General features: G+C 33.4%; 17 protein-coding genes and 2 pseudogenes. 18 read left to right on the forward strand and 1 reads right to left on the reverse strand.

What is annotated here, in order from left to right; translation table 11 throughout:
- Positions 1-2: 2 nt before the first annotated feature.
- The 6 genes and pseudogenes from BW732_RS10720 to BW732_RS10745 all read left to right on the forward strand — a co-directional run bounded on the left by BW732_RS10720 (position 3) and on the right by BW732_RS10745 (position 7090).
- Positions 3-239 (forward strand): annotated as a pseudogene (locus tag BW732_RS10720) (helix-turn-helix domain-containing protein).
- Positions 240-290: 51 nt separating this feature from the next.
- Positions 291-1082, forward strand: coding sequence for a hypothetical protein (locus tag BW732_RS10725; RefSeq protein WP_077276728.1), 792 nt, complete (start codon positions 291-293; stop codon positions 1080-1082).
- 192 nt (positions 1083-1274) lie between these two features.
- Entirely contained in the window at positions 1275-1790 is a 516-nt protein-coding gene (locus tag BW732_RS10730) for a hypothetical protein (RefSeq protein WP_126844546.1), read from the forward strand.
- A gap of 181 nt (positions 1791-1971) precedes the next feature.
- Complete coding sequence (locus BW732_RS10735; protein ID WP_077276730.1) at positions 1972-3858, forward strand: site-specific DNA-methyltransferase; 1887 nt, start codon at positions 1972-1974, stop codon at positions 3856-3858.
- Positions 3851-6562, forward strand: a complete 2712-nt coding sequence (locus BW732_RS10740) for a DEAD/DEAH box helicase family protein (protein ID WP_077276731.1) — start codon at positions 3851-3853, stop codon at positions 6560-6562. Before BW732_RS10735 ends, BW732_RS10740 begins: the two co-directional genes overlap by 8 nt.
- A gap of 114 nt (positions 6563-6676) precedes the next feature.
- On the forward strand, positions 6677-7090 hold the full coding sequence (locus BW732_RS10745; protein ID WP_077276732.1) for a hypothetical protein: 414 nt from the start codon (positions 6677-6679) through the stop codon (positions 7088-7090).
- Positions 7091-7477: 387 nt separating this feature from the next.
- Here the strand turns inward: BW732_RS10745 and BW732_RS10750 are convergent.
- A protein-coding gene (locus BW732_RS10750) for an IS3 family transposase (RefSeq protein ID WP_152023764.1) occupies positions 7478-8643 on the reverse strand; the annotation gives its coding sequence in 2 pieces (ribosomal slippage) (positions 7478-8364 and positions 8364-8643; 1167 coding nt in all).
- Positions 8644-9200: 557 nt separating this feature from the next.
- Here BW732_RS10750 and BW732_RS10755 point away from each other — a divergent pair.
- The 12 genes and pseudogenes from BW732_RS10755 to kdpC all read left to right on the forward strand — a co-directional run bounded on the left by BW732_RS10755 (position 9201) and on the right by kdpC (position 23588).
- Positions 9201-9830, forward strand: a complete 630-nt coding sequence (locus tag BW732_RS10755) for a DUF4767 domain-containing protein (protein WP_077276733.1) — start codon at positions 9201-9203, stop codon at positions 9828-9830.
- Between the two features lie 153 nt (positions 9831-9983).
- Positions 9984-10091, forward strand: a pseudogene (locus BW732_RS11490) (IS6 family transposase); the annotation flags it as partial.
- Between the two features lie 646 nt (positions 10092-10737).
- Positions 10738-16113, forward strand: a complete 5376-nt coding sequence (locus BW732_RS10760; RefSeq protein WP_077276734.1) for a S8 family serine peptidase — start codon at positions 10738-10740, stop codon at positions 16111-16113.
- Positions 16114-16253: 140 nt separating this feature from the next.
- A complete protein-coding gene (locus BW732_RS10765) occupies positions 16254-16724 on the forward strand; it encodes a glutathione peroxidase (RefSeq protein WP_077276735.1) in 471 nt (156 codons plus the stop codon).
- 117 nt (positions 16725-16841) lie between these two features.
- Positions 16842-17306: a YehS family protein gene (locus tag BW732_RS10770; RefSeq protein WP_077276736.1), complete on the forward strand. Its 465-nt coding sequence runs from the start codon at positions 16842-16844 to the stop codon at positions 17304-17306.
- Between the two features lie 13 nt (positions 17307-17319).
- The gene (locus tag BW732_RS10775) at positions 17320-17766 is read left to right on the forward strand and encodes a YaiI/YqxD family protein (protein WP_077276737.1); all 447 of its coding nucleotides are present in this window, start codon (positions 17320-17322) and stop codon (positions 17764-17766) included.
- A 150-nt stretch (positions 17767-17916) separates the two neighbouring features.
- Positions 17917-18243 (forward strand): ArsR/SmtB family transcription factor, encoded by a 327-nt coding sequence (locus BW732_RS10780; protein WP_077276738.1) that lies wholly within the window; start codon positions 17917-17919, stop codon positions 18241-18243.
- Between the two features lie 62 nt (positions 18244-18305).
- Positions 18306-18878 (forward strand): NAD(P)H-dependent oxidoreductase, encoded by a 573-nt coding sequence (locus BW732_RS10785; protein ID WP_077276739.1) that lies wholly within the window; start codon positions 18306-18308, stop codon positions 18876-18878.
- Between the two features lie 179 nt (positions 18879-19057).
- Positions 19058-19138, forward strand: coding sequence for a K(+)-transporting ATPase subunit F (gene kdpF / locus BW732_RS11830; RefSeq protein WP_418369038.1), 81 nt, complete (start codon positions 19058-19060; stop codon positions 19136-19138).
- A gap of 12 nt (positions 19139-19150) precedes the next feature.
- Positions 19151-20863: a potassium-transporting ATPase subunit KdpA gene (gene kdpA / locus BW732_RS10795; RefSeq protein WP_077276741.1), complete on the forward strand. Its 1713-nt coding sequence runs from the start codon at positions 19151-19153 to the stop codon at positions 20861-20863.
- Between the two features lie 15 nt (positions 20864-20878).
- Positions 20879-22930, forward strand: a complete 2052-nt coding sequence (gene kdpB, locus BW732_RS10800) for a potassium-transporting ATPase subunit KdpB (RefSeq protein ID WP_077276742.1) — start codon at positions 20879-20881, stop codon at positions 22928-22930.
- Between the two features lie 25 nt (positions 22931-22955).
- Positions 22956-23588, forward strand: a complete 633-nt coding sequence (kdpC, locus tag BW732_RS10805) for a K(+)-transporting ATPase subunit C (protein WP_077276743.1) — start codon at positions 22956-22958, stop codon at positions 23586-23588.
- The last annotated feature ends 59 nt before the right edge of the window (positions 23589-23647 follow it).

The following is a 23647-nucleotide window of genomic DNA, read 5'->3' on the forward strand; positions in this document are numbered from 1 at the left end:
ACATGAAAGAAGAAAAAATTATTGATAAAGAAAATATAATTGGTAGTAATATAAGACGGATTAGAATAGAAAATCAAATAGGCCAAACAGAATTGATTAGAGAATTGTAGTTAAATAAAATTGACATGACTCGGGAAACACTAGTGAAAATTGAAGGTGGTCGTCAACATATTAAACTGATTCAATTAAAAGCCATTAGAGATATATTAAATGTTACTTATGATGATTTACTGAACTAGAAATTTTATGATAGTATTTGAAAAAATTATGTAAACTTGTGGAGGTATGAAATGAAAAGTTTTTTTGATTTTAAGCAATGGCGTAAATTTATTTTATTATTAATATCTATTTCTTTCATAGGTCTAGTTGGAAGAATAAGCCCTTATGGATCAGAAATTTGGAACTTTTTGTTCGAAAATATGATTTGGTTTCCAGTTGAAATGGGAATAACAATATTTGTTTTCGATAAAATTATTCAAAAAAACAATTTAAAAATAGAACATAATAGAAAATATAATGAATACTATTCAGTAGCAGAAACTGATTTAAATAAATTGCTACAAACAATAAAATTACACAGTGTATCAGCATTAACAAATAGTCAATTGGAAGGTGATAAATTAGACAAGGAATTTGCTAATGTTTGTAATAATATACCCGAACTTATTACAATAAATAAATTACGTGAAGGCTTGAATACTCAGTTATTGAACCCTAATAATGTGATTGATTCTATGATTAATCCAAAATTTGTTAGAAAATCATACTATGATTCTCTGGGTGAATCTGGGGATAATATTATTAATAATATATATAGTCACTACATGTTATATTCAAAGTTTATTCCAGTTGATCTATATAGAGAATTAAATAATTTAAGAGATTTTTTTGAAAGTAATATATATTTTTCAACAAATAATAATTTGAAATTTGGACGTAGTATGCTAGTGCAAAGAGAAAATGATGGATTAATGCTTGATAACGAGTATCAACAAACGATTGATATTTTAACGGAATCATATTCTATTTTGTATAAAAAGATAATGACGATTGAAAACATGATAAGTGAAAGTAATCTCTAATCTTGCTATTTAACGGTTTTATAAACATATTAGAGAGGTGTTAAATTGAAAATATTTGTTAAACAGTTGGTTAGTCTGTTTTGTGTTGTATTTTGTATGTTCTTTTGTTTTTTCACAGGGTGGAATGAATGGACAGCCATAGCTTTATCGTTGGTTATGTTTTGTGGTCTATGGTTCGAGGATATCAAGTTATTGAAAATTAATAAAAATGGATTTGAAATGGAAAAATTGATATCTGAAAATAAAAAAATAAATGAAGAAATCAACGTTACTTTAGAAAAATTTAACAATACTATTGTACCTTTTTTAGACTTTTCGTTAGGATTAATAGAAAAAGATGGGAAATTTGATTCTGTAATGGAATATTCTTATATTGAAGGATTTGTTAAGTCAGCTTATGAATTAACAGAGGAAACGAGTAATAATTCAAAACAAACAGAAAAGTTACTCCAAATCGCAAATATCAAAGTATTAGAATCATTTAAGTATAAAGTTAGGTGTGAGTATCCAGAAATATACAATGATGTTGATAAACTCATCATTACAGGTAGTCCAATATATATATATGATACATATAATATTTCAGCTATCGAAGTGAATATAGCGGATTTAAGGGATTTAGCAAATAGCTTGGAACGAAGTAAAAAATTATTGTGGCAACAAGATGTTGATAGTTTAGAAGATTTTTATGTGAATTATATTCAATAATAAAGGGAGGCTAGAATTTATTTTCTAGTCTTTTTTTTTACTCAATAGTTTATAGATAAAAAATGGTCATAGTATTAAGGATAAGTATATTTATTTGTTAATAAATTTGTTATCAAGAACTCTCAATAACTATCAAAATAATGATATAATCAAAGCAATTAAGTGTTTTTCAGGAGGAATTATGGATACGAAAATTAATCAAGCCATTAAATCGGTGTTGCTGATGTTTGGTGATAAATATTTTATTGGTGAGATCATCAATAAGCAAAAAGTGATTCATGACTTAGATAATTATGACAAAGAATTAATGACAAAAATGTTGTCAAATGACGTTGTGAAAAGTAATTTTACAACGGCTATCAATGATGCCATTATTTTTAATGTAAACAAATTAGTAGAATTATTTGAAACGAATGACTACTGGCAAGATTCTTATACAAAATATTCAAAAAAAATTGGGTTAACAGCTAATGGGAAATTTATTGATGAAACAACTGAAGTCGTGTTAGATTTTCCTTATAAGGATACAGTGTTAAAAGCAGGGATGACCCAAGAAGATCTAGCGAAAGATGATTTAAGACCCGATGAACCATTTCTTAATGAAGTGATTGCGAAAGAAGAAATTGATGTACTGTTGGATAAAAAGTTATTAGTAAACGCTAAGAAGTATGATATAGAAGGCGAGCATAAAGTTTCTGAAATAACCGAAGATGATAATCTAATCTTAAAAGGTAATAATTTGTTAGCTCTTCATAGTTTAAAAGAACGTTATGCAGGGAAAGTTAAATTAATCTATATAGACCCGCCTTATAATACTGGAAATGATAGTTTCCAATATAATGATAGATTTAATCATTCAGCATGGCTAACGTTTATGAAAAATCGTTTAGAAATAGCACGTGACCTTTTAACAGAGGATGGAAGTATTTGGATAAATATTGATGATGATGAAAGCCATTATTTAAAAGTTTTGTGTGATGGTATTTTTGAAAGAGAAAATTTTCTTGCAAATATTATTTGGCAAAAGAAATATACCATTGCTAATGACGCAAAATATTTTTCTGATAGTCATGATCATATTCTAGTGTATTCGATGAGGAAAGAGACATTTAAACTAAATGGCTTACCTAGAAGTGAAGAAATGAATGCAAGATATAAAAATCCTGATAATGATTTCAGGGGGCCTTGGATGACACAACCTCTTCACGCTAAGAGTGGAAAAAATAGCGATTTTTCGTATACTTTTAAAAATGGAGTTACTTGGGAACCACCAAGAGGAACATTTCCAAGATACTCTTTTGACTCTTTGAAAGAATATGATAACAATAATATGATTTGGTTTGGTAAAGATGGTAAATCAGTCCCTAGATTAAAAAAATATCTTTCTGATATGGGAAATGTTACGCCTAATACTTTATGGTTACATACTGAAGCAGGGAATAATGATCAGGCTAATAAAGAAATAAAGAGATTGATTGAAGATTTTAATTTTTCAACACCCAAACCAGAAAAACTGTTACAACGAATTCTTCATATTGGTTCAGATGAAGGTGACTTAGTAGTGGATTTCTTCATGGGTTCTGCAACCACTCAAGCCGTGGCTATGAAAATGAATCGTCGTTTTATTGGGATTGAACAAATGGACTATATTGATACCGTATCAGTTCCGAGACTTCAAAAAGTCATTGAAGGAGAACAAGGTGGGATTTCTAAAGAAGTTGATTGGCAAGGTGGTGGTTCATTCATCTATGCTGAATTAATGGAAAAGAACACAGGTTTCTTAAAAGAAATTATCGAAGCAGATACTATGCAAGAACTACAAGCTATTTTTGAACGAATGAGTCAATCACCTGATATTGATTTTAGAGTGGATTTAGAAGAGGTTAAGGCGACCTTATGGGAACATTCACTTGAAGAACAAAAGAAAACCTTGATTAAAATACTAGATAAAAATCAGTTGTATTTCAACTATTCAGAAATAGATGATGCGCACGTTCGAGAATTAGTGTCTGACTCAGATTATGCCTTTAATCAGAGCTTTTATAAGGAAGTGAATCAAGATGGCTAAGAAGACGAAAGAAACGTTTAAACCATTATCACTGCCTTTATATGATGAGCTTGTTCAACTGGATCATAGTTTACTAAATGAAGCGTTAGGATGGAGCACCCCAACGTATTTAGCTGAAAATATGGTACATACGTTCCGTGATTATCAGGAGTCTGCTTTACGTTATTTCCACTACACCATGACGAATAAAGTCTTCGAGTACCGCAGAATTAACCATGCGCTGTTTAACATGGCAACGGGCTCAGGGAAAACAGATTTGATGGCTGGGTTAATCTTGTATTTGTATCAAGAACACAATTATCAGAACTTTTTATTTATTGTGAATACTAATAGTGTATTAAATAAAACGATTGATAACTTAACGAATAAGCAATCTAATAAGTATTTATACAAGTCAGTGATTGAAATAGATGGGGAACGTTTGTCGATTGTAAAAGTTGATGAGTTTCCTAAAAATCAAAGTAAGAACACGATTTACATTAAATTAGCCAGTGTACAATCCGTTGCGAGTGATATTTTCACGCAAGGTGAGAATTCAATGGGAGCGCAAGATTACGCTAGAAATAAAGTGGCTATTTTAGGAGACGAAGCCCATCACTATTCAGCGTCTACTAAGTCTGAAAAAGAAATGGAACAATCATGGGAAAAAGCGATTAATACCATATTAAACGCCAATGAAGACAATAAGCTGTTAGAATTTACGGCGACTATTGATTTAGAAAATAAGAAAGTCTATGAGAAATACAAAGATAAGGTGTTATATCGCTATGGTTTAGATCGTTTTATTCAAGACCGTTATTCTAAGAATGTTAAACGAATTCAGTCAAGCAATACAGATGAAGAAAACATGCTGAATGTCGTGTTATTAAGTGAGTTTAGACGTCGCTATGCCTTTGAATTATATGGTACTTATATCAAACCAGTGATTATGTTTAAATCACAAAAAATTGATGCGTCAAATGAAGCAAACGACCTGTTTAATCAACTGATTGACAAGTTAACACCAGACTATATTTTAACGTTTCTTGAAAGACAAGCAAAAGTCATGTCTGAAGATCAAAGTGAGACGTTAGGTTTTGCCTATAATTACTTCTTAAAAAATAAAGAAGACTTACCTCAAATTGTCAAAGAAATGAAGCGTGAGTTCTCACCAAGTCGCATTATTAACGCTAACGATAGTGATCGTGGGGCGGGAATGCTTGAAAAAGGACAATATGAAGCGTTAAATAGCTTAGAAAGTCCTAATAACTTATATCGTGTCGTTTTTGCGGTAGCGAAATTAACAGAAGGTTGGGATGTTTTAAATCTGTATGATATTGTCAGAATCAGTAATTATAAAGATACAAAAGGGGATAAGAAAACAACCATGGCTGAAGCCCAGTTAATTGGACGTGGGGCAAGGTATAATCCGTTTGAATTAGATGGTGAAAAATCTTATCAAAGACGATTTGAAGATGATAGCAATCCAAGTTTGATTTTAGAAACATTACATTATCATACAATCAATGAACCACAGTATCTGAAAAACTTAGTAGCTGCTTTAGATGAAATGAACTTACCAACGGGCGAAGATAAGAAAAACCCGCTATTAGATGTTAAAGTTAAACCCAAATTCAAGAAAACGGATGTCTGGAAATACGGTAAACTGTATTATAACCAATCTATTGAGTTATCGGATGATTACTATGACGGTTTAACTAAATATTCACTAGATAACCAAGAAGATATTGTCATTAATTGGTTATCTTCAGCAAAAGAAGTAAGCTACAAAGCGGATATGGTGTATGAAGATTATACAGATATGCACCAAATACCTGTTGAAATTGATAGACGATTCATAGAAAAAGCTATGAATCGCTTAACATTTTTCCATTTTGATAACCTTAAAAAATATATGCCATTATTAAATTCAAGAGAAGATTTTTTAGGGGAAAAATGGTTAAATATTACCAATCGTACAATATACGCAAACGTTCCAATGAAAATGACACGTCATGATTTAACAGCACAAGAAAAGCTGAGAATTGTTGAATTATATTTAGCAGAAGTGGCTCAAAAAATTAAGAAGAACTTTAACAGTCATAGGGGGACGAATAAATTCATTGGCTATCCAGTAAAAGACTATGTGACGGATTATAAGAAACGTATTCCTAACTATGATACGTCTAAATTATTCATGGATAAAAACCCTCAAACAGTACAACGTTTTGTGATTGATGATGATTATTTTGTGTACGAATCAGCGATTATTAACTTAACAGAAAAACAATTGATTGATCGTATTGGGGAACGGGTACAAGAATTAAAAGAGCATTATTCAGAAGTTTACTTGATACGTATGGATGAAAACATGCATAGAGAATCAGCTAAAAGTGAAAACATGAAGCTACATGAGTTTAACCCTAACGCTAAAGATGTTCACTTTGAAGGCTTCCAACCAGACTTCATTCTATATCTTCAAAATGCCGACTTTTTCTTACAAGTCTTTATTGAACCAAAAGGTGGTAAAATCGAAGAACAACAATGGAAAGAAGACTTGTTGATGTATATTAACGAACATGAAGTAGAATTAGCTTTTGAAGATGAATTAGAAGGCGTTAAAATCAAAGGACTAAAATTCTACATAATCAATGACGGTAGAAATACTATGAAACAACTTGCCAGAATTGCGATTGATGGTGAGTTTAGAGGGTTGAGTATGTAGTCAAACAAGTATAGTTCTATAGGGCTATACTTGTTTGCTTTTTTTAATAATCTCTAGAATGAAATTTAGTTCGATAAATATTAATTTTATTGTTTAAGAAAGGGTGAATTTAAAATGGAAATAAAAGAAGTTCTAGATATATTAAATCAAGCGGATAACGATACCGAGTATTCTAAAGAAATTTTCAAAGCTTATGAAGAAGGTAAGCAAGATATAGAAATTATAAATAGTAAAACTGGTAATAGAAGAGATTGGCTTGTTATAGCAGATATTTATAACAAGGGTGACTACAGTCAAAAGTTTCATCTAAAAAATTATTTAGAGTTTAAATTAAAGAATGGATTGGATGAAACAGCTGATTTTAGAAAATCTTGTTATAGATATTTTAAGAATGCAGCATTAGTATTGTATACAAGGGAAGCCGTATTTGGAGAATCAAAAGCCGAAATTAAATTAATTTTTGAAAATGTTAAGAAGTTTTACAAAGACGGTGGAAAAATTAATAATTACAGTGGACTAAGAAAATAGAGGTGAATATTATTTTATTTGAGGATGAAATACTAAATCTAATATCTGAAAAAAGAGAAGTGACATATTGGGGGAAACAGGAATATCACAAAAAATAAATCGACAATGTAAACGAATTTATTGAACTATCAATTAATTTATTGAGAACATGAAGATAAGCTATTATTTTATTAGTTATGTTAGTTAGTATTGAAGAAATGACTAACATTGCGAACAGAACACCATTTCTCTTAATGAATCATAAATTTCAAAAAAAGTATATTGGAATGGCAACACTTTTTTTGACAAATATTATAAGGTGTCAAAACATTGGTACTGTTATCCGATTACCCTTGACCATGAGCCTCTCAAACTGTGACTCTTTCGCGGTGTGTTGACTTATAAAAATCAACCCGCTATCTCACACGTATCACAGTTTGACTCATCCTCAAGGGAAGCTATCGCTAATCTCTGAGCTCTGATACTAAGCGGAGTGACATAATTCAATGCTCCGTGTATTCTGAAATGATTCCACCAATGAACATAGTCATAAAGAGCCACAGATAATTCTTTTAGTGTCTCAAACTGATTGGGATAAACGAACTCTGCTTTAAAGGATTTATAAGTTGACTCGGCGACGGCATTATCCCAGGGATTTCCTTTTCTACTCAACGATCGCTTGATATTAAATGTATTTAGTATGGTATCAATCACTTGGTTATCAAATTCTTTTCCTCTATCAGTATGAAACAACTGAATGTTTGTTAAGGCGTACGGAATCGTATAAAATGCCTGTTTAACTAATTCGGCATCTTTTGATGCCCCACAACTAAATCCAATGATTTCTCGATTAAATAAATCAAGAATTAAACAGACATAGTGCCAACGATTGCCAACCTTGACATAAGTTAAATCGGTGACAACTTTTTCTAATGGCATAACGGAGTTAAAATGACGTTTTAATTGATTGGTTATTTTAGACTCATTCACATTAGAAGATACCACCTTAAAATAAGCTTTCGTATACACAGAAACGAGGTTTCTGTGTCGCATAATCCTTCTAATTTTTCTTCTACTGAGAATGATGCCTTCTAAACTAAGTGCTTTTTTTATTTTACGAGCGCCATAAGCTTTTTTATTTTGGCGAAAAATCATTTCCACAATTTCTTCTAGTTCACTTTCTAGTAATGGCTTCTTTTCCTGATAATAGTAAGTTTGTCTTGATATTTTAAGGACTCGGCACATCGCTGATATAGAATATTTATGTTTGTTGGCTTTAATTACTTGCCTTTTCGTCCGAATATCAGCGCCGCTTGCTTTAAAATATCATTTTCCATTTCAAGCATTTTAAGTTCTTTTCTGAGTTTGATTAATTCCTTTTGTTCAGGTGTTAAATTATCTTTTTCTTTGAATGAACCTGTGGTTGTTCCTTGTTTTACCCACCTATCAAAAGTTGAAGGAGTTAACTCATAGTCACGAATAATATCTATTCTAGGTTTTCCTGATTGGTAAAGATCTACCATTTGTTGTTTAAATTCTTTGGTAAAAGTTCTTCTTGGTTTACGTTCTAACATGACATTTCCTCCAGTGTGTTTTCTTATTCTCATCACACCTTATTTTTTCTGTCTAGTCAAGTGTAGCCTATCCAGTTATACTGGTCTAAATTAATTGAAATCTGCGCTAAAGACTTAATTGATAATCAGTTTAGTGATGCAATTTACGCTCAAGTCATTGGACTATTCTCAGAAAAGGTCTCTCGTTATTATCTATATAAAAATCATCAGATTCCGAATAGTATTTTACATATCTATAAGAGTATTCAACCAGATGTTGAAAAATTTGCAATTCGTGATGACAAAATATTACGAGATATAGAAACTGCTAGAGGTTTGATAGCAATACCGATTTGGGGAAATGGTGGTTGCAATTAATAGAGTTAAATAGTACATAAATCATTTAACTATTCAAATAAAGTAGCGAAGACAATTTGTTTTTGCTACTTTATTTTTTTATGTAACTAGTGCATTGTTACTTTGCTTGATTGTTTTTATCCTATTTTATTGTACAATTATAAGTGTCTAGGTAATCTATGTTTAAGTGACTAACAATAACATATTTAGGAGAAATTATCATGAAAAAAATCGTAATTATTGGTGTTCTGATGAGTGGCCTGTTAGTTGGAGGATGTGGGCAGAAAAAGATAACTGATTCAGATGTAACGACAAAAAAATCGACAAAGATGAGTTCAGAAACTAGTCAGTCACAAGTGACAACTGAGACAAGTCATTCTTCTGAGTCTAGTACAACTGTTGAAAAAGAGGTTAAATCAACTAATCTTTGGAATGCTGATAAAGGCAAAAAACTTGCTGATTTTATGTTGAGCTGGGGGCAAACGATGAAACAAGATTATCAAGAATACAGCCCAACAAATAACGTTGATTTATATGGACTACAATTACCAAAAACCGTGTTAGAACGTCTTGATAATTGGCAAGCAGTAGTGAATGACGTACCAATATCATTAGCTTGGTCGGACAATGGGAAATCAGATGCTGAGTACACTTTAGTCGCCGTTTTTTCAGACGCTGATTCGCAACCATATATGCAAAAACATGTTTATTTCTTTACACTTGTATCTGGTGAGCCTAAAGTATTGGTAACGTCACAAAATCAAGGTAATAATGATAACTATTTATATTTTAAAGAAACGGATAATATTGAATTAAAAAATGGTTTTGCAGCGATTGTAGCGGATGAATAGGCATTAAGTCGCTATTTTTTGTCATCAATTATCAATCAGATTCATAATATGTCTGGCTAATTAGAAGGTACCAACTAGTTTCAAAATAATATTTAATCTGATTAGCTGTTAGAAGATACCAATATTTTTAGTCTAATTGATTTTGACGTATTCAAAAGGATTGAAGTTGTCTCAGCATTTTACAAAGAAAGTCGAAGAGAAATTAACATCTTCGACTTTTCCCCGTGGGAAGAAAATGAAAATCTATTTAAGGTGGTGTAGACCCTTAATCAAAAATTGGATGCGTCTATCTATTTTTAAAACTTTGCAACACAACCTTCAAAAAGATATAAAATTAACTTTAATACCATTTAGGTGTAGGTATTGTCATTGGTTGTAAGTTCTATCACAGAACTAAGAATGTCAATTAATAGAATAGTGCAAGTGGTCTATTTTAAATAGGGCGATTTTACAGAATTTTTAACTAATCGTTTGAGTAAAGATAGCATAGAAATAAATTCATGAAGATTCGTCAAGAAAATATTATTAATATCGCATTGCTACCATAGATAAACGTATTTTTTGATATATCGTTACAGCATGATGACTATCTACTGCTTAAAAATTTTAAGACACTAATAATTTTTAGAAAAACGCTTGATGCAATCAGCGTTTTTTTTATTTTGTTTTTTAAAAGGAACGTTTATTGTTAAAGTTTGTTATTAAAAGATAAATATAAAAGTTTATAATGCTTTAATCTTGTTTTTTAAGTCGCTATTTTAAGACATAATAAAGATAAAAGTCGTTTTATATAACAGTTATTTAAAAACAAGGATTTGACAAACATGAAAAATTTGTGAATAATGATAAAATAATTAGTTTTTTATAATAAATAACTAATAAAACAAATAATGTTTGGAGGAATTATATGTCGGGTCAATTTTTGAAACGTCCATCAGTCAGAAAGTCAGTTGTTGTAGCAAGTAGTCTGATGTTATTATCTACCCCTGTGTTACAAAGTTCAGTTGTTTTGGCGGAAAAAGCTAAAGAAAAAACTAGCCAAGAGAAAAAGCTGGGAACACGTAAAAAAGAGTTGCAAGAATTTTTGGCAAATGAGCAACAAAATAATAGTAAAGAACTGACAGCAGCCTTTTATCAGCGTGTTGATGAGCAATTGAAAGCAAAAGGTGTTATTACAGATGGTGGATCACATACTGAAGTTGATCAAAGTCAACGTATTCGTGTGATTATCCAAACAGATAAAGAAGCTGCTGTAAAAAAAACGGTGACGCCAGATGGGAGTCAATCAGCAGTTAAATCGATTGAGCAAGCGACAAAAAAGGTAACAGCGGCTCAGTCGGATTTAAAGAAAGTTATTGAAAAAATCGCTGGTGCGAAAGCTAAACGATCATTTGGTTATTTAGTTAATGCATTCTCAATTGATGTCCGGTTAACCGATTTGGATACTATTAAAAACCTAAGTGGGGTCTTATCTGTTACACCTGCGCAAGTTTTTTATCCAAGTGACACAGATGCTAATCAATTAGCGCAAGTCCAAAAAGTATGGGAAGAGAATAAATTTAAAGGTGAAGGTATGGTCGTTTCCATTATTGATAGCGGGATTGATCCGAATCATCCAGATTTATATTTAAGTGAAGAAACAACTGGAAAGTTAACGAAAGCTAAGGCAGACGAGATGCCTAAAGGAAAATATTTTAATAGTAAAGTCCCTTATGGTTACAATTATGCGGATGGCAATGATGATATTGTTGACACAGGTGATGCGGGGATGCATGGGCAACACGTTGCAGGTATTGCAGGTGCTAATGGACAAGTGAAGGGTGTGGCTCCCGAGGCACAACTATTAGCAATGAAGGTTTTCTCAAATAACAAGGAGTTGAAAGGTTGTTATAGTGATGATGTTATTGCAGCGATTGAAGATTCAGTTAAATTAGGTGCGGATGTTATCAATATGAGTTTAGGATCTGTTAGCGATAACACGGACCCAAATGATCCGCAATCAATTGCGGTCAGAGAAGCTACTGAGGCAGGTGTTATCTCGATTATTTCAGCTGGAAATAATAATGTTAGTGGGACAAATGACACAAACGCAGATCCTCAAAACTTAACTGGCACAACTGAACTTAGTACGGTCGGTGGCCCAGGTGTGACAACTGAAGCCTTAACTGTTGCATCATCTGAGAATACTAAGGTCACGATGGAGACCATTAAAGATACTTTAGGTAATGTTGTGTTTGATTCAGTGACCGGTTTGCCGAAAGGTGCTACGACGGTGTTTAGTCAAGTAACAACTGACTATAGTATTTTAGAGAAAGAGTTAGACTTAGTCAATGTAGGTTTAGGCCAAGAAAGTGATTATACTAGTGAGATAAAAGCACAACTAAAAGGTAAAATTGCGTTAATTCAACGTGGTGGTATTAGTTTTACGGAAAAAGCCAAGCGCGCTAAAGATAATGGAGCAATTGCTGCTTTTATCTATAATAATCAAGCTGGAGTTGTCCAAATGGCATTAGACGATCCAGACTATCCAGTTTTAGGTTTATCAGATAGTGATGGTCAAAAATTAGTTGATATAGCAGCTAAAAAGCAAGCTATTCATTTAGATTTTGATTCTGCTAGTGTGGATAATGATCAGTTTGGTAAAATGTCTAGTTTTAGCTCATGGGGGCCAACGCCTGAATTGAATTTTAAACCAGAAATTAGTGCGCCTGGTGGTAATATTTATTCCTTAGCTAATGGTAAAAAATACCAATCCATGAGTGGGACATCAATGGCAGCACCATTTGTAGCTGGCTCACAAGCATTGCTTTTACAATCAATTAAAGAGAAAAAGTTAGACTTATCAGGAGCTGAGTTAGTTAAATTTGCTAAAGATTCAGTCATTAATACCTCTGTACCGATGTTTGATAGCGAGCATACCAAAGAAATTATTTCACCAAGACGTCAAGGTGCTGGTCAAATTAACATTGCAGCAGCTATAAACAATCAGGTGAGTGTAACATCAGCTAATGATCAAGCTTCAACAGTTGCGTTAAAGGAAATAGGACGTTCAACGACGTTTACAGTAAACGTTAAAAATAATGGTCAACAAGAAAAAACCTATCATTTTAATGATTACGGTGGCGTCTACACACAGCAAACTGCTGATAACAAAGAAATTTATGATACTAAAATTCCAAATGCCACAATCAAAGCAGATAAAAACCAAGTAACTGTTGCTCCGGGTCAAACTGAACCAGTTACTTTAACGATTACTTTGCCATTTGCTTTTGACGCTCAACAATTTGTTGAAGGATATGTTGGATTTGATGGGGACAGTAAAGAGACACCAAATTTAGTGATTCCTTACATGGGATTTTTTGGTAAATATAGCCAAGGTAAAATTATTGATCCACTGCATTTCCAAGAAGGTCATCAAGCCCCTACTAACTCTGGTTATTTAATCAGTAATGAAAAAATTATTTTGGGGTTAGATGGTAATAAAGTAAATCCAGATAAAATTGCGATTTCACCAAAAAATCGTGATAAAGTTAAAGACTATAGTTTACCTATTTTATTCTTTAACAAAAATTATGCTGAAGCAACATATAGTATTATTGATGAAAAAGAACAAACAGTTCGCGAGTTATTCATCAGTAAAAACGGTCGTAAAGATTACTTTAGTAGTAGTACAGGTGATTGGACACAGCATACAGTTTCGCAAGCAAGATGGGATGGAAAAGTGCATGATAAAAAGACAGGTAAGGAAAAAGATGTCCCAGATGGTCGCTACCAATATAAAATTAGTGTCGTAGCACAAACGGACAATATGGCACAAACGACATATATTCCAGTGACAGTTGATAATACAGCGCCAAAAGTTAATCAAGTTGAATTAGCTAAAGATGGCAAGTTAGTTTTAGATGTATCAGATAATTTAACCGGTATTGATGCTAAAACCGTGGCAGTAGCAATTAATGGTAAAATTATAAAACAACGTATTCAAAAAGTCGCAGATGGACAAGAACATGCTGGTAAATATGTGACTGATAGTCTGACACCTTACCTTGCATCGGGTCGTAACCAAGTTGAATTATTAGTCGCTGACGAAGCAGGAAATAATACATACCAGGCACTTAAAGTAGACGCTGGGCAAGTGGAAAACCTATTAGTTTATAATGTGGCGAAAGGTCAAACCATTACTCAAACAACGGCTGGTTATAATGCGGAAGAAGGAACATTTACGTTAAGTGGTAGCTATAAGGAATCTACAGAATTCTTCATTAATGGCCAAGCAGTGTCAACTAATGAAGACGGATTTTTTGAAACATCAGTTCCCGTAACCAATGACACAGTGGCCTTTAAGTTTTCTAATGATACAACAGCAACTAGCGTATTATTAGATTTACCAGTGACAGTTCGTTTATCTGGACCTGGATTAAGCGTTGATAATCTAGGTGAGTCAGGTGTGATAACGACAGAAGATGAAACATATGAGTTAAAAGGTCAAGCAAAAGGAGCATCAGTCGCAATCTTATATAATCCAACCACTGATGAGAAAATACCATTGACGCTAGATGCAGATGGACGTTTTACAACATCGGTTAAATTAGGCTATGGTGATAACTTGTTTTATGTTGTAGCTCAAGATGATTTAACTAATCAAACAATTCAAAAAGTCTTGATTCATTCATCTGGAAGTACCGTTTTAAATAATGATATTATTGCGTTTGATAATATTGAAACGAGTTTGACTCTGTTAAATGCTGATAGTGAAGGGTATGATAAAGATAACAAAATTTTAACGGTTACAGGTAAATTAGCATACCCTGTCACAACATTTAAATTAAATGGTGAGGATGTTGCGTATGATCCTGCTACCTTAGAATTTAGTTATCAATTGAAAGAAGTCAAAACAGGATCCTATCGTTTAACAGCATACGTGCAAGATGACAAGCTAAACAACGCGCGACCGCTAGTAAATTATGGGTACATGATTTGGGTAGACGACACTTTACCAACTCTAAATTTAGAAAATATGGAGGTTACTAAAGATGGTGGATTAATGGCTTATACAAATCAAAATCCATATACTGTTAAAGCGAAAATTTTAGATAATTTATCAGGATTTAATTTATCAATCAATAGTAACCACGTTCATACAGATCCAACTTATTATACATTTGATGAAAAATTCTTTGCCAAACGTGATGCAGTTGATGTCGCGTATAAGCTAGATGTTTTACCAGAAGATATTTCAAAAATGACAGCAACATTAACCGATTTAGCGGATAATCGTAAAACATTAGATTTTGATGTGGCACACCATTTAAATAACGTATTACCAGCACCGACGATGAAGTCATCTGTTGACACATTAACCAAAGAAAATGTCGTTTTAACAGCAAGTAATGTAGCTGACGTTCAAAAGAATTCAGGTAATTTTGTTGCACCAGTCTTATATTATTCAAGTGATCAAGAAACTTGGACTGAATTACCTGAGTCATTGAATGTTGCTGAGAATGGCCAATTATTCTTTAAATACGCAGATAAGTACGGGAATCAATCGCCAGTTACAAGTGTAGAGACGAAGAATATTCGAACTAAAGTAGCTGCTAATCCAGTCGTTAAGCTAAGTTCATACGGTGAAAAAGAAGAACAAGTGACGGTGACACTAGAATTGGACAAAGAAGATAAAAGCACCAAGATTCGCTATAGTCTAGATAATGGTAAGACATGGAAAGAGTATAATAAACCATTTACTGTCAATAAAAATAGTGTTTTACAAGTTCAAAGTTTTGATACTGCTGGAAATGAAGGAACTATTTTATCGGAAAACATTATGGTTAAAGCAACAAAATCAATTGATACAACTGATAAGACTAAAGAGGATACATCGAGTCAAGGAGATTCTAAAGATAAACCAGCTGATAAGGATAAACCAACTGATAAAGACAAAACTTTAGGAGAAGTAGAGTCACCTTTTGAAGAAAATCCAACCAACGATGGTAAAGATAAACCAACGAAGGATAAATCTGATAAAAATGCGACTGATGCAAAAGACACGGAATCTAAAAAACCTGTTAATACTGATCCGATTGGAATTATTCCGGCATCAAGTAGCAAGTTAGCTAGTGAAAAAGTGCCGGCTTCTAACCAATCTCAGACCAAGGAACAAGGAAAATCAGGTAAGACCTTACCGAAAACGGGAGAAAAAGAATCCTTTACGGCAATGACGTTAGGTAGTTTACTAGTCGGAATGGCTGGTATAACTCTCTTTATTCGCAAGAAAAAAGTTAAATAATAAATGAAACTCATTTTATGCTATTTGTGCATAAGGTGAGTTTTTTTTTATTAATTAAGGTGCTACTATGCGTTTCATTAAGGAATAATAACCTAATTATGTTAGACTAAAGATAATTAAATGAAAGAAGGTGCGTGTTGATGACAATTTATGAATATAATGTCGATAAGATGAATGGAACAACGCAAGCGCTAAGGGATTACCAAGGAAAAGTTGTTTTAATTGTCAATACTGCTAGTAAATGTGGTTTTGCGAAACAATTTTCTGGATTAGAAGAGTTGTATAAAAAATATAAAGAGCAGAACTTTATTGTTTTAGGTTTTCCTTGTAATCAATTTTTAAATCAAGAACCTAACTCGAACGAAGAAATCGCTGAAATTTGTCAATTAAATTATGGGGTAACTTTTCCAATGTTTGCTAAGATTAACGTCCGGGGTCAAGAACAAAGTCCTTTATTTGGGTATTTAATTGATGAAACTGGTGGAAAAAAAATTAAGTGGAATTTCACTAAGTTTTTAATTAACCGTGATGGAACAGTAGCTAAACGGTATGGATCAACAGTAACACCGGCTGAAATAGAAGATGATATTAAATCTTTACTGAAGAAATAGTAGATATTTAAACCATGGAAGGAAGTCCTTCTATGGTTATTTTTATTAACGAAATTTTTTCTGAATATCGTGGCAAAATTTGCTATAATACACTAGAAAGTAAGGAGAGAGATAAATATGAATCACAATGATCGTCTGACACGATTACGTTATGCGTTAGATATTAAAGATTCTGATATGGTTGAGATATTCCGCCTAGGTGGTTTATCTGTTACTACTGAAGAATTTTTACTGATGTTAAAAAAAATTGACGAAGAAAATTATGCTTTGGAGCTGCTCAATAAAGATTTTGAACGCTTTTTAAATGGGCTCATCATTTCTCAAAGGGGAGCAAAAGACGGATTTGAACCTGTCTTTGAATTACACGAGGGCAACGCGAATAACTTATTATTAAAAAAAGTTAAAATCGCTCTATCTTTAACAACAGACGATATTTTAAGAATGACAGAATCAGCTAGAGTGACAATGACTAAAGGAGAACTCGGCGCTTTTTTACGTAAAGAAGGTCATCGGAATTATCAGCCTTGCGGCGACAATTACACGCGTCACTTCTTAAAAGGGCTGATTTCAGATTATCGCTAAGGAGGTTGGTATGATGCGATTTGTAATTGATGGTGATGGCTCTCCAGTTAAAAATGAAGTCATTGCTTTAGGAGAAAAGTATCAAATACCAGTCTTGATTGTGACCAGTGTCGACCATTTTACGACAAAAGAATATCCGGATAATATTACCTTTATTTACGTTGATAAAGGTGCGGATGGAGCTGATTACCGGATTGTTAAAGAAATTCAAACCAATGATGTAGTTATTACGCAAGATTATGGTTTAGCCTCTTTGTTACTTGGGAAAAAAGTTCGTGTTTTTCATCATAGTGGGACTGAATACTTAGCAACAACAATTGATGCGTTATTAACACAACGTTATATAGGAAGTCAATTACGTAAGGCAGGTAAACGGACAAAAGGACCTAAAGCATTTACGATAGCAGATCGTGAAAATTTTCAGCGTGTGCTGGTTACTAGTCTCGGACTAGAAAAATAGCTTTTTATTACATAACGATATCTTTAGTCAAAAGTATTGTTAACCTAGGCTATTTCAGTCATAACTGGGATAGTCTTTTTATTATAGTAATTTAAATAAGTTGACATATGCATACGTGTGCATGTATCATGATAATAGGTGGTGAAAGAAATGACAACGCAAGATCAGTATGATTGTCTCACTGAATTAACTGAGGCGATTGACTTTGATTTTTATAAAACATTATTTGATCCAGTTCGGATTGAGATTATTCAGTATTTAGCCGTACACGGCAAGAGTAATATCACCGAGATTGCGGAACATTTGCCTCAAGATCGATCTGTGATTTCTAGACATCTCGATTTAATGCATCGTTATCATTTAGTTGCTAGAGAAAAACAAGGACGTCAAGTGTTATATGATGTTAATAGTCAGGCGATTTTTAATCAATTTACAGAAACAACCAATCAACTTGGCAGTTTAATTAGTCCGTCATAAGGACTTCTTCATCCAAAAATGTGCATAAGTGCGCACTTAAACAAGATAAAAGGAGAATTTTAATGAAAACGATTATTTATGCTCATCCATGGGAAGGTAGCTACAACCATGCAATTTTAGAACGAGTGACAGACGTATTAACACGTAATAATCTAACTTATCAAGTTATTGATTTATATGCAGATAAGTTTGATCCGGTTTATCATGCATCTGAATTAAAAGAATTTTCTCAAGGAACAACACCTTATTCATTAATTAAAGATTACCAGAAGATGATTCAAGATAGTGATGGTCTGATTTTTATTTTTCCGATTTGGTGGTATAGTACTCCAGGTATTTTAAAAGGTTTTTTAGACAAAGTTTTTTTGAAAAATTTTGCCTACACCGAAACAAAGTCAGGAATTATGACCGGACAATTAACTAATATTAAGTCAGTTAAAGTTATCACAACAGGTCAGGCCCCAAAATGGTACATTCGTCTGTTGAAAGGTGATGGTATTAGGCAAACGTTTATCAAAGGGACCCTGAAGGCAGTTGGTATGAAACATATTAAGTGGATTCATGAAGGTATGGTTGTCACAAGTTCTAGAGACAAAAAACAGACATTTTTACAGCGATTAGATCGTCTATTTTAAATTTAAAGATAGGGACAGTGACTCGATTAAGCTATTAGCTAATTGAGTCGCTGTCTTTTTGTTGATTGACTGTTCGAACGATATTAACAGAATCTTAATACGGATTTAAAAAAACTAACACCACCTTAATTTTTTTGATGCTAAGCTACAAATAGTTAGTAAAGAAAGGAATGGAGAGCATGTTTATTTTGTTGGCACTTATCATTTTATTGATTTTTGGTTATTTATTATACGCATTAATTTTTCCAGAAAAAATTTAGGAGGGGGAGCATATGATACAAATAGTACTTTTTTTCATTGTTTTTATTGGTCTTATTTTTCCAATGGGGCGCTATTTAGCAAAAGTTAGTCTAAATGAAAAATCATTTGGAGAGACTTTTTTTAATAAAATTGAGCAGAAAATTTATCAATTGACACGAGTTAATAGAGCAGGCATGTCATGGAAAACTTATATTAAATCAATGATGTTGACTAACCTCATGATGATGGTTGTTAGCTATATCATATTACGAATACAATCTCTAATCTTAATGAATCCCAATAAAATTGAGAGTATGTCACCGGCATTAAGTTTTAATACCGTGATTAGTTTTATGACTAATACCAATTTGCAACACTATTCTGGTGAATCATCATTATCATATTTAAGTCAAATCTTAGTTATTACTATGATGATGTTTACATCTGCTGCAACGGGTTATGCTGTAGCTAGTGCATTTATTCGTGGATTTAGAGGGAAAGAGTCAACCTTAGGTAATTTTTATGTTGATTTCACACGAATTATTATCCGTATTTTATTACCCTTAGCGATTATTGTCAGTTTGCTATTAGTATCACAAGGTGTACCACAAACATTTGCACCTAATGTTGTCGCTAAGACAATCGAAGGCTTGTATCAAGATATTGCGATGGGCCCAGTTGCTTCATTAGAAAGTATTAAGCATTTAGGGACGAATGGTGGTGGCTTCTTTGGTGCCAATTCAAGTTCACCATTTGAGAATCCCACTGTCATTTCTAATATGATTGAAATGTGGTCGATGATGTTATTACCTGCTTCATTAGTTGTCGCATTTGGTTACATGATTCGTAGTAAAAAAGAGGCCAAAAATTGGTCTTTTAGCTGGTATTTAGGGTATCAGGCACGCCCACTACTTATTACAATGAGTGTTTTGTTTATCCTTGGGTTAAGTGTTATTTTGTGGTCAGAATCTGCGGGTAATCCACTATTAGCTCATTTAGGAGTTAATCAAGTATCGGGTAGTTTAGAAGGAAAAGAACTTAGATTTGGTATTGAGCAATCGGCTTTATTTACAGTTATCACCACGGCTTTTACAACCGGATCTGTCAATAACATGCATGATACTTTAACGCCTTTAGGTGGTGCCGTACCATTAGGTAATATGATGCTGAATATGATTTTTGGTGGTAAAGGTGTTGGGTTAATGAATATGCTCCTTTACGTCCTATTAACTGTCTTTATTTGTGGATTGATGATTGGTCGCACGCCAGAATATTTAGGTAAAAAAATTGAACCCAAAGAGATGCGTTTGACAGCACTAGCGATCATTGTACATCCGCTATTAATTTTGAGTGCATCTGCTTTAGCTGTGATGTTACCAGCCGGTATATCTGGTATTAGTCAACCAGGATTTCATGGCTTAACACAAGTAGTCTATGAGTTTGCTTCTTCAGCGGCTAATAATGGTTCAGGGTTTGAAGGATTAGCAGACAATACACTATTTTGGAATATATCGACAGGCCTGGTCATGTTGTTAGGACGCTATCTTCCAATTATGTTACAGTTGGCGATTGCCTATTCTTTCTTGAAAAAGAAATCAGTCACTGAATCAGTTGGAACATTACAGACAGATACGCCGACTTTTACGGTCGCTTTGCTAGTTATTATTCTTGTCATTTCTGCCTTAACGTTTTTCCCAGTTTTAATTTTAGGTCCAGTTGCAGAACATCTGACCTTATGGAATTAAAGGAGTGAAGTTAAAATGAAGCAACAAAAAAATCAGAGTCATTATCATGGCTTATTTAAGGAAGCTATGCTTGGGTCGTTTAGTAAAATGAATCCAGCTTATTTAATCTCTAACCCTGTAATGTTTGTGGTTGAAATTGGTTTAATCTTGACTACTTGTTTAAGTATTTTTCCTAATCTTTTTGGACCAGTACCTAATGATATTCGCTTATATAATATTGCTATTAGTGTCATTTTATTTTTTACTATTTTGTTTGCCAATTTTGCGGAATCGATTGCTGAAGGCCGTGGTAAAGCTCAAGCAGAATCTCTGAAGAATACTCAAAAAAATATGCGTGCAAGACGTCTTGACGATGATGAAGTAGAAACAATCATTGACGCGCAAGAATTGAAAAAAAATGACATCATTTTAGTGAAGATTGGTGAGATTATTCCGAGTGATGGTGAAGTGATTGCAGGAATTGCCTCAGTGGACGAATCAGCTATCACAGGAGAATCAGCACCTGTTTTAAAAGAAAGTGGTGGCGACTTCGCATCGGTGACTGGCGGAACAATGGTAGCTAGTGACTGGTTAAAAATTCGAATAACTGCGAATCCAGGGGAATCATTTATTGATAAAATGATTTCGCTAGTCGAAGGAGCTTCACGAAAAAAGACACCAAATGAAATAGCCTTAAATACATTGTTGGTTAGTCTAACGATTATTTTTTTAATTGTCGTTGTGACACTCTATCCACTGGCTGATTATGTTGGTATTCACTTAGATATCTCAACATTAATTGCGCTAACTGTTTGTTTGATTCCAACGACAATTGGAGGGTTACTATCTGCGATTGGTATTGCGGGAATGGATCGAGTAACTCGTTTTAATGTGATTGCTATGTCGGGTAAAGCAGTTGAATCTTGTGGTGATGTGGACACAATGATTTTAGATAAAACAGGGACAATTACATTTGGTAATCGTTTAGCAGCAGAATTTATACCTGTTGCAGGCGTACCAAAGGATAAACTCATTCAAGCAGCATTATTATCATCTATTCAGGATGATACGCCTGAAGGTAAGTCCATAGTGACTTTAGCTGCTGATGAGGGAGTTTTACTAAGTAATCAAAAAATGATGGGTGAGTTTATTCCATTTAGTGCACAAACGCGAATGAGTGGAATGAATTTGAGTAATGGCGCAAAAATTAGAAAAGGTGCCGCGGATGCCGTAAAAAAATGGGTGCAGATATCTGGTGGGACTATTCCTTCAGACCTAGATGGAATAGTCCAGAAAGTATCCTCACTTGGTGGGACACCATTAGTTGTTAGTCAAGACAATCAGATTTTCGGTGTTATTTATTTGAAAGATATAATTAAACCAGGATTGGTTGAGCGTTTTGCGAGATTACGAGAAATCGGTATTAAAACGGTAATGTGCACTGGTGATAATCCGTTAACAGCTGCGACTATTGCCGAAGAAGCTGGAGTAGATAGTTTTGTCGCTGAATGTCGTCCTGAAGACAAAATTGAGGTCATTAAAAAGGAGCAAGCAGCGGGTAAAGTTGTTGCAATGACAGGTGATGGGACAAATGACGCTCCGGCATTGGCGCAAGCGGATGTTGGTATTGCTATGAATAGTGGGACAACGGCAGCAAAAGAAGCGGCAAATATGGTTGATTTAGATTCGGATCCAACGAAGATTTTAGATGTAGTTGAAATTGGTAAACAATTACTAATTACTCGTGGGTCATTGACAACGTTTAGTATTTCTAATGACGTAGCTAAATATTTTGCGATTATTCCGGCTATGTTCATGGGGGCTATTCCTGGGATGAAAGCTCTGAATATCATGGAGCTAGCAACCTCATATAGCGCGATTATTTCTGCTTTAGTATTTAACGCGTTAATAATTCCTATTCTAATTCCCTTAGCAATGCGTGGGGTTAAATATACGCCTCAGAAATCAGAAAAAATCCTCCAACATAATATGCTTGTTTACGGATTGGGTGGTATGATTGCCCCGTTTATAGGTATTAAATTAATTGATAGTTGTATTGCACCTTTATTAGCAATAATAGGGTTGTAAAGAGTACTTAGAAAGGATGAAAAAAATGAGACAGATTATAAGTTCACTAAGAACACCATTTTTAATGACATTATTATTTATCTTAATCTGTGGTGTATGCTATCCCTTATTCGTTACTGGAATAAGTCAGATATTTTTTGCAAAACAAGCAAATGGGAGCTTGATTGTTGAGAATAATCAAGTGATTGGATCGAAACTAATTGGACAAGAATTTACGGCACCTTATTATTTACAAAGTCGTCCTTCTGCTGTTAATTACAATGTCTATAGCTTAGAAGACAAGAGTACAGGAAAGTATGGTGGTGTTTCATCTGGATCAACAAATTTTGGTCCAAGTCGCCAAGAATTGTTGACACGTGTCAAAGAGGACAAAAAGGTATTATTGAGAAAACACCCTACTATCAACGCTAATCGATTACCAAATGATTTATTGACAGCCTCGGCTTCTGGCTTAGATCCAGATATTAGTTATGAGAGTGCCTTAATTCAATTACCCGAAATAGCAGTGGCATCAGGCATCAGTGAACCTAATTTACGGCAATTTATTAACCAGGAAACAACAGATAAATGGCTTCATATATTTGGTGAGCGTCGAGTAAATGTCTTAGGTGTCAATTATTTAATTTATCAAGAGATGATAGAAAAAGATAATGGATAATTAAAAAAATAGCTAGGAAAACATCAATTAAACGAGTAAACTAATGGCAATAACTGTTG

It is taken from the genome of Vagococcus penaei, from assembly GCF_001998885.1.
GTDB lineage: Bacteria > Bacillota > Bacilli > Lactobacillales > Vagococcaceae > Vagococcus > Vagococcus penaei.

Bases quoted from the DNA above. Each gene is read 5' to 3' on its own strand.
- BW732_RS10725 (WP_077276728.1), top strand. From the start codon at position 291: ATGAAAAGTTTTTTTGATTTTAAGCAATGGCGTAAATTTATTTTATTA.
- BW732_RS10735 (WP_077276730.1), top strand. From the start codon at position 1,972: ATGGATACGAAAATTAATCAAGCCATTAAATCGGTGTTGCTGATGTTT.
- BW732_RS10740 (WP_077276731.1), top strand. From the start codon at position 3,851: ATGGCTAAGAAGACGAAAGAAACGTTTAAACCATTATCACTGCCTTTA.
- BW732_RS10745 (WP_077276732.1), top strand. From the start codon at position 6,677: ATGGAAATAAAAGAAGTTCTAGATATATTAAATCAAGCGGATAACGAT.
- BW732_RS10755 (WP_077276733.1), top strand. From the start codon at position 9,201: ATGAAAAAAATCGTAATTATTGGTGTTCTGATGAGTGGCCTGTTAGTT.
- BW732_RS10760 (WP_077276734.1), top strand. From the start codon at position 10,738: ATGTCGGGTCAATTTTTGAAACGTCCATCAGTCAGAAAGTCAGTTGTT.
- BW732_RS10765 (WP_077276735.1), top strand. From the start codon at position 16,254: ATGACAATTTATGAATATAATGTCGATAAGATGAATGGAACAACGCAA.
- BW732_RS10770 (WP_077276736.1), top strand. From the start codon at position 16,842: ATGAATCACAATGATCGTCTGACACGATTACGTTATGCGTTAGATATT.
- BW732_RS10775 (WP_077276737.1), top strand. From the start codon at position 17,320: ATGCGATTTGTAATTGATGGTGATGGCTCTCCAGTTAAAAATGAAGTC.
- BW732_RS10780 (WP_077276738.1), top strand. From the start codon at position 17,917: ATGACAACGCAAGATCAGTATGATTGTCTCACTGAATTAACTGAGGCG.
- BW732_RS10785 (WP_077276739.1), top strand. From the start codon at position 18,306: ATGAAAACGATTATTTATGCTCATCCATGGGAAGGTAGCTACAACCAT.
- kdpF (WP_418369038.1), top strand. From the start codon at position 19,058: ATGTTTATTTTGTTGGCACTTATCATTTTATTGATTTTTGGTTATTTA.
- kdpA (WP_077276741.1), top strand. From the start codon at position 19,151: ATGATACAAATAGTACTTTTTTTCATTGTTTTTATTGGTCTTATTTTT.
- kdpB (WP_077276742.1), top strand. From the start codon at position 20,879: ATGAAGCAACAAAAAAATCAGAGTCATTATCATGGCTTATTTAAGGAA.
- kdpC (WP_077276743.1), top strand. From the start codon at position 22,956: ATGAGACAGATTATAAGTTCACTAAGAACACCATTTTTAATGACATTA.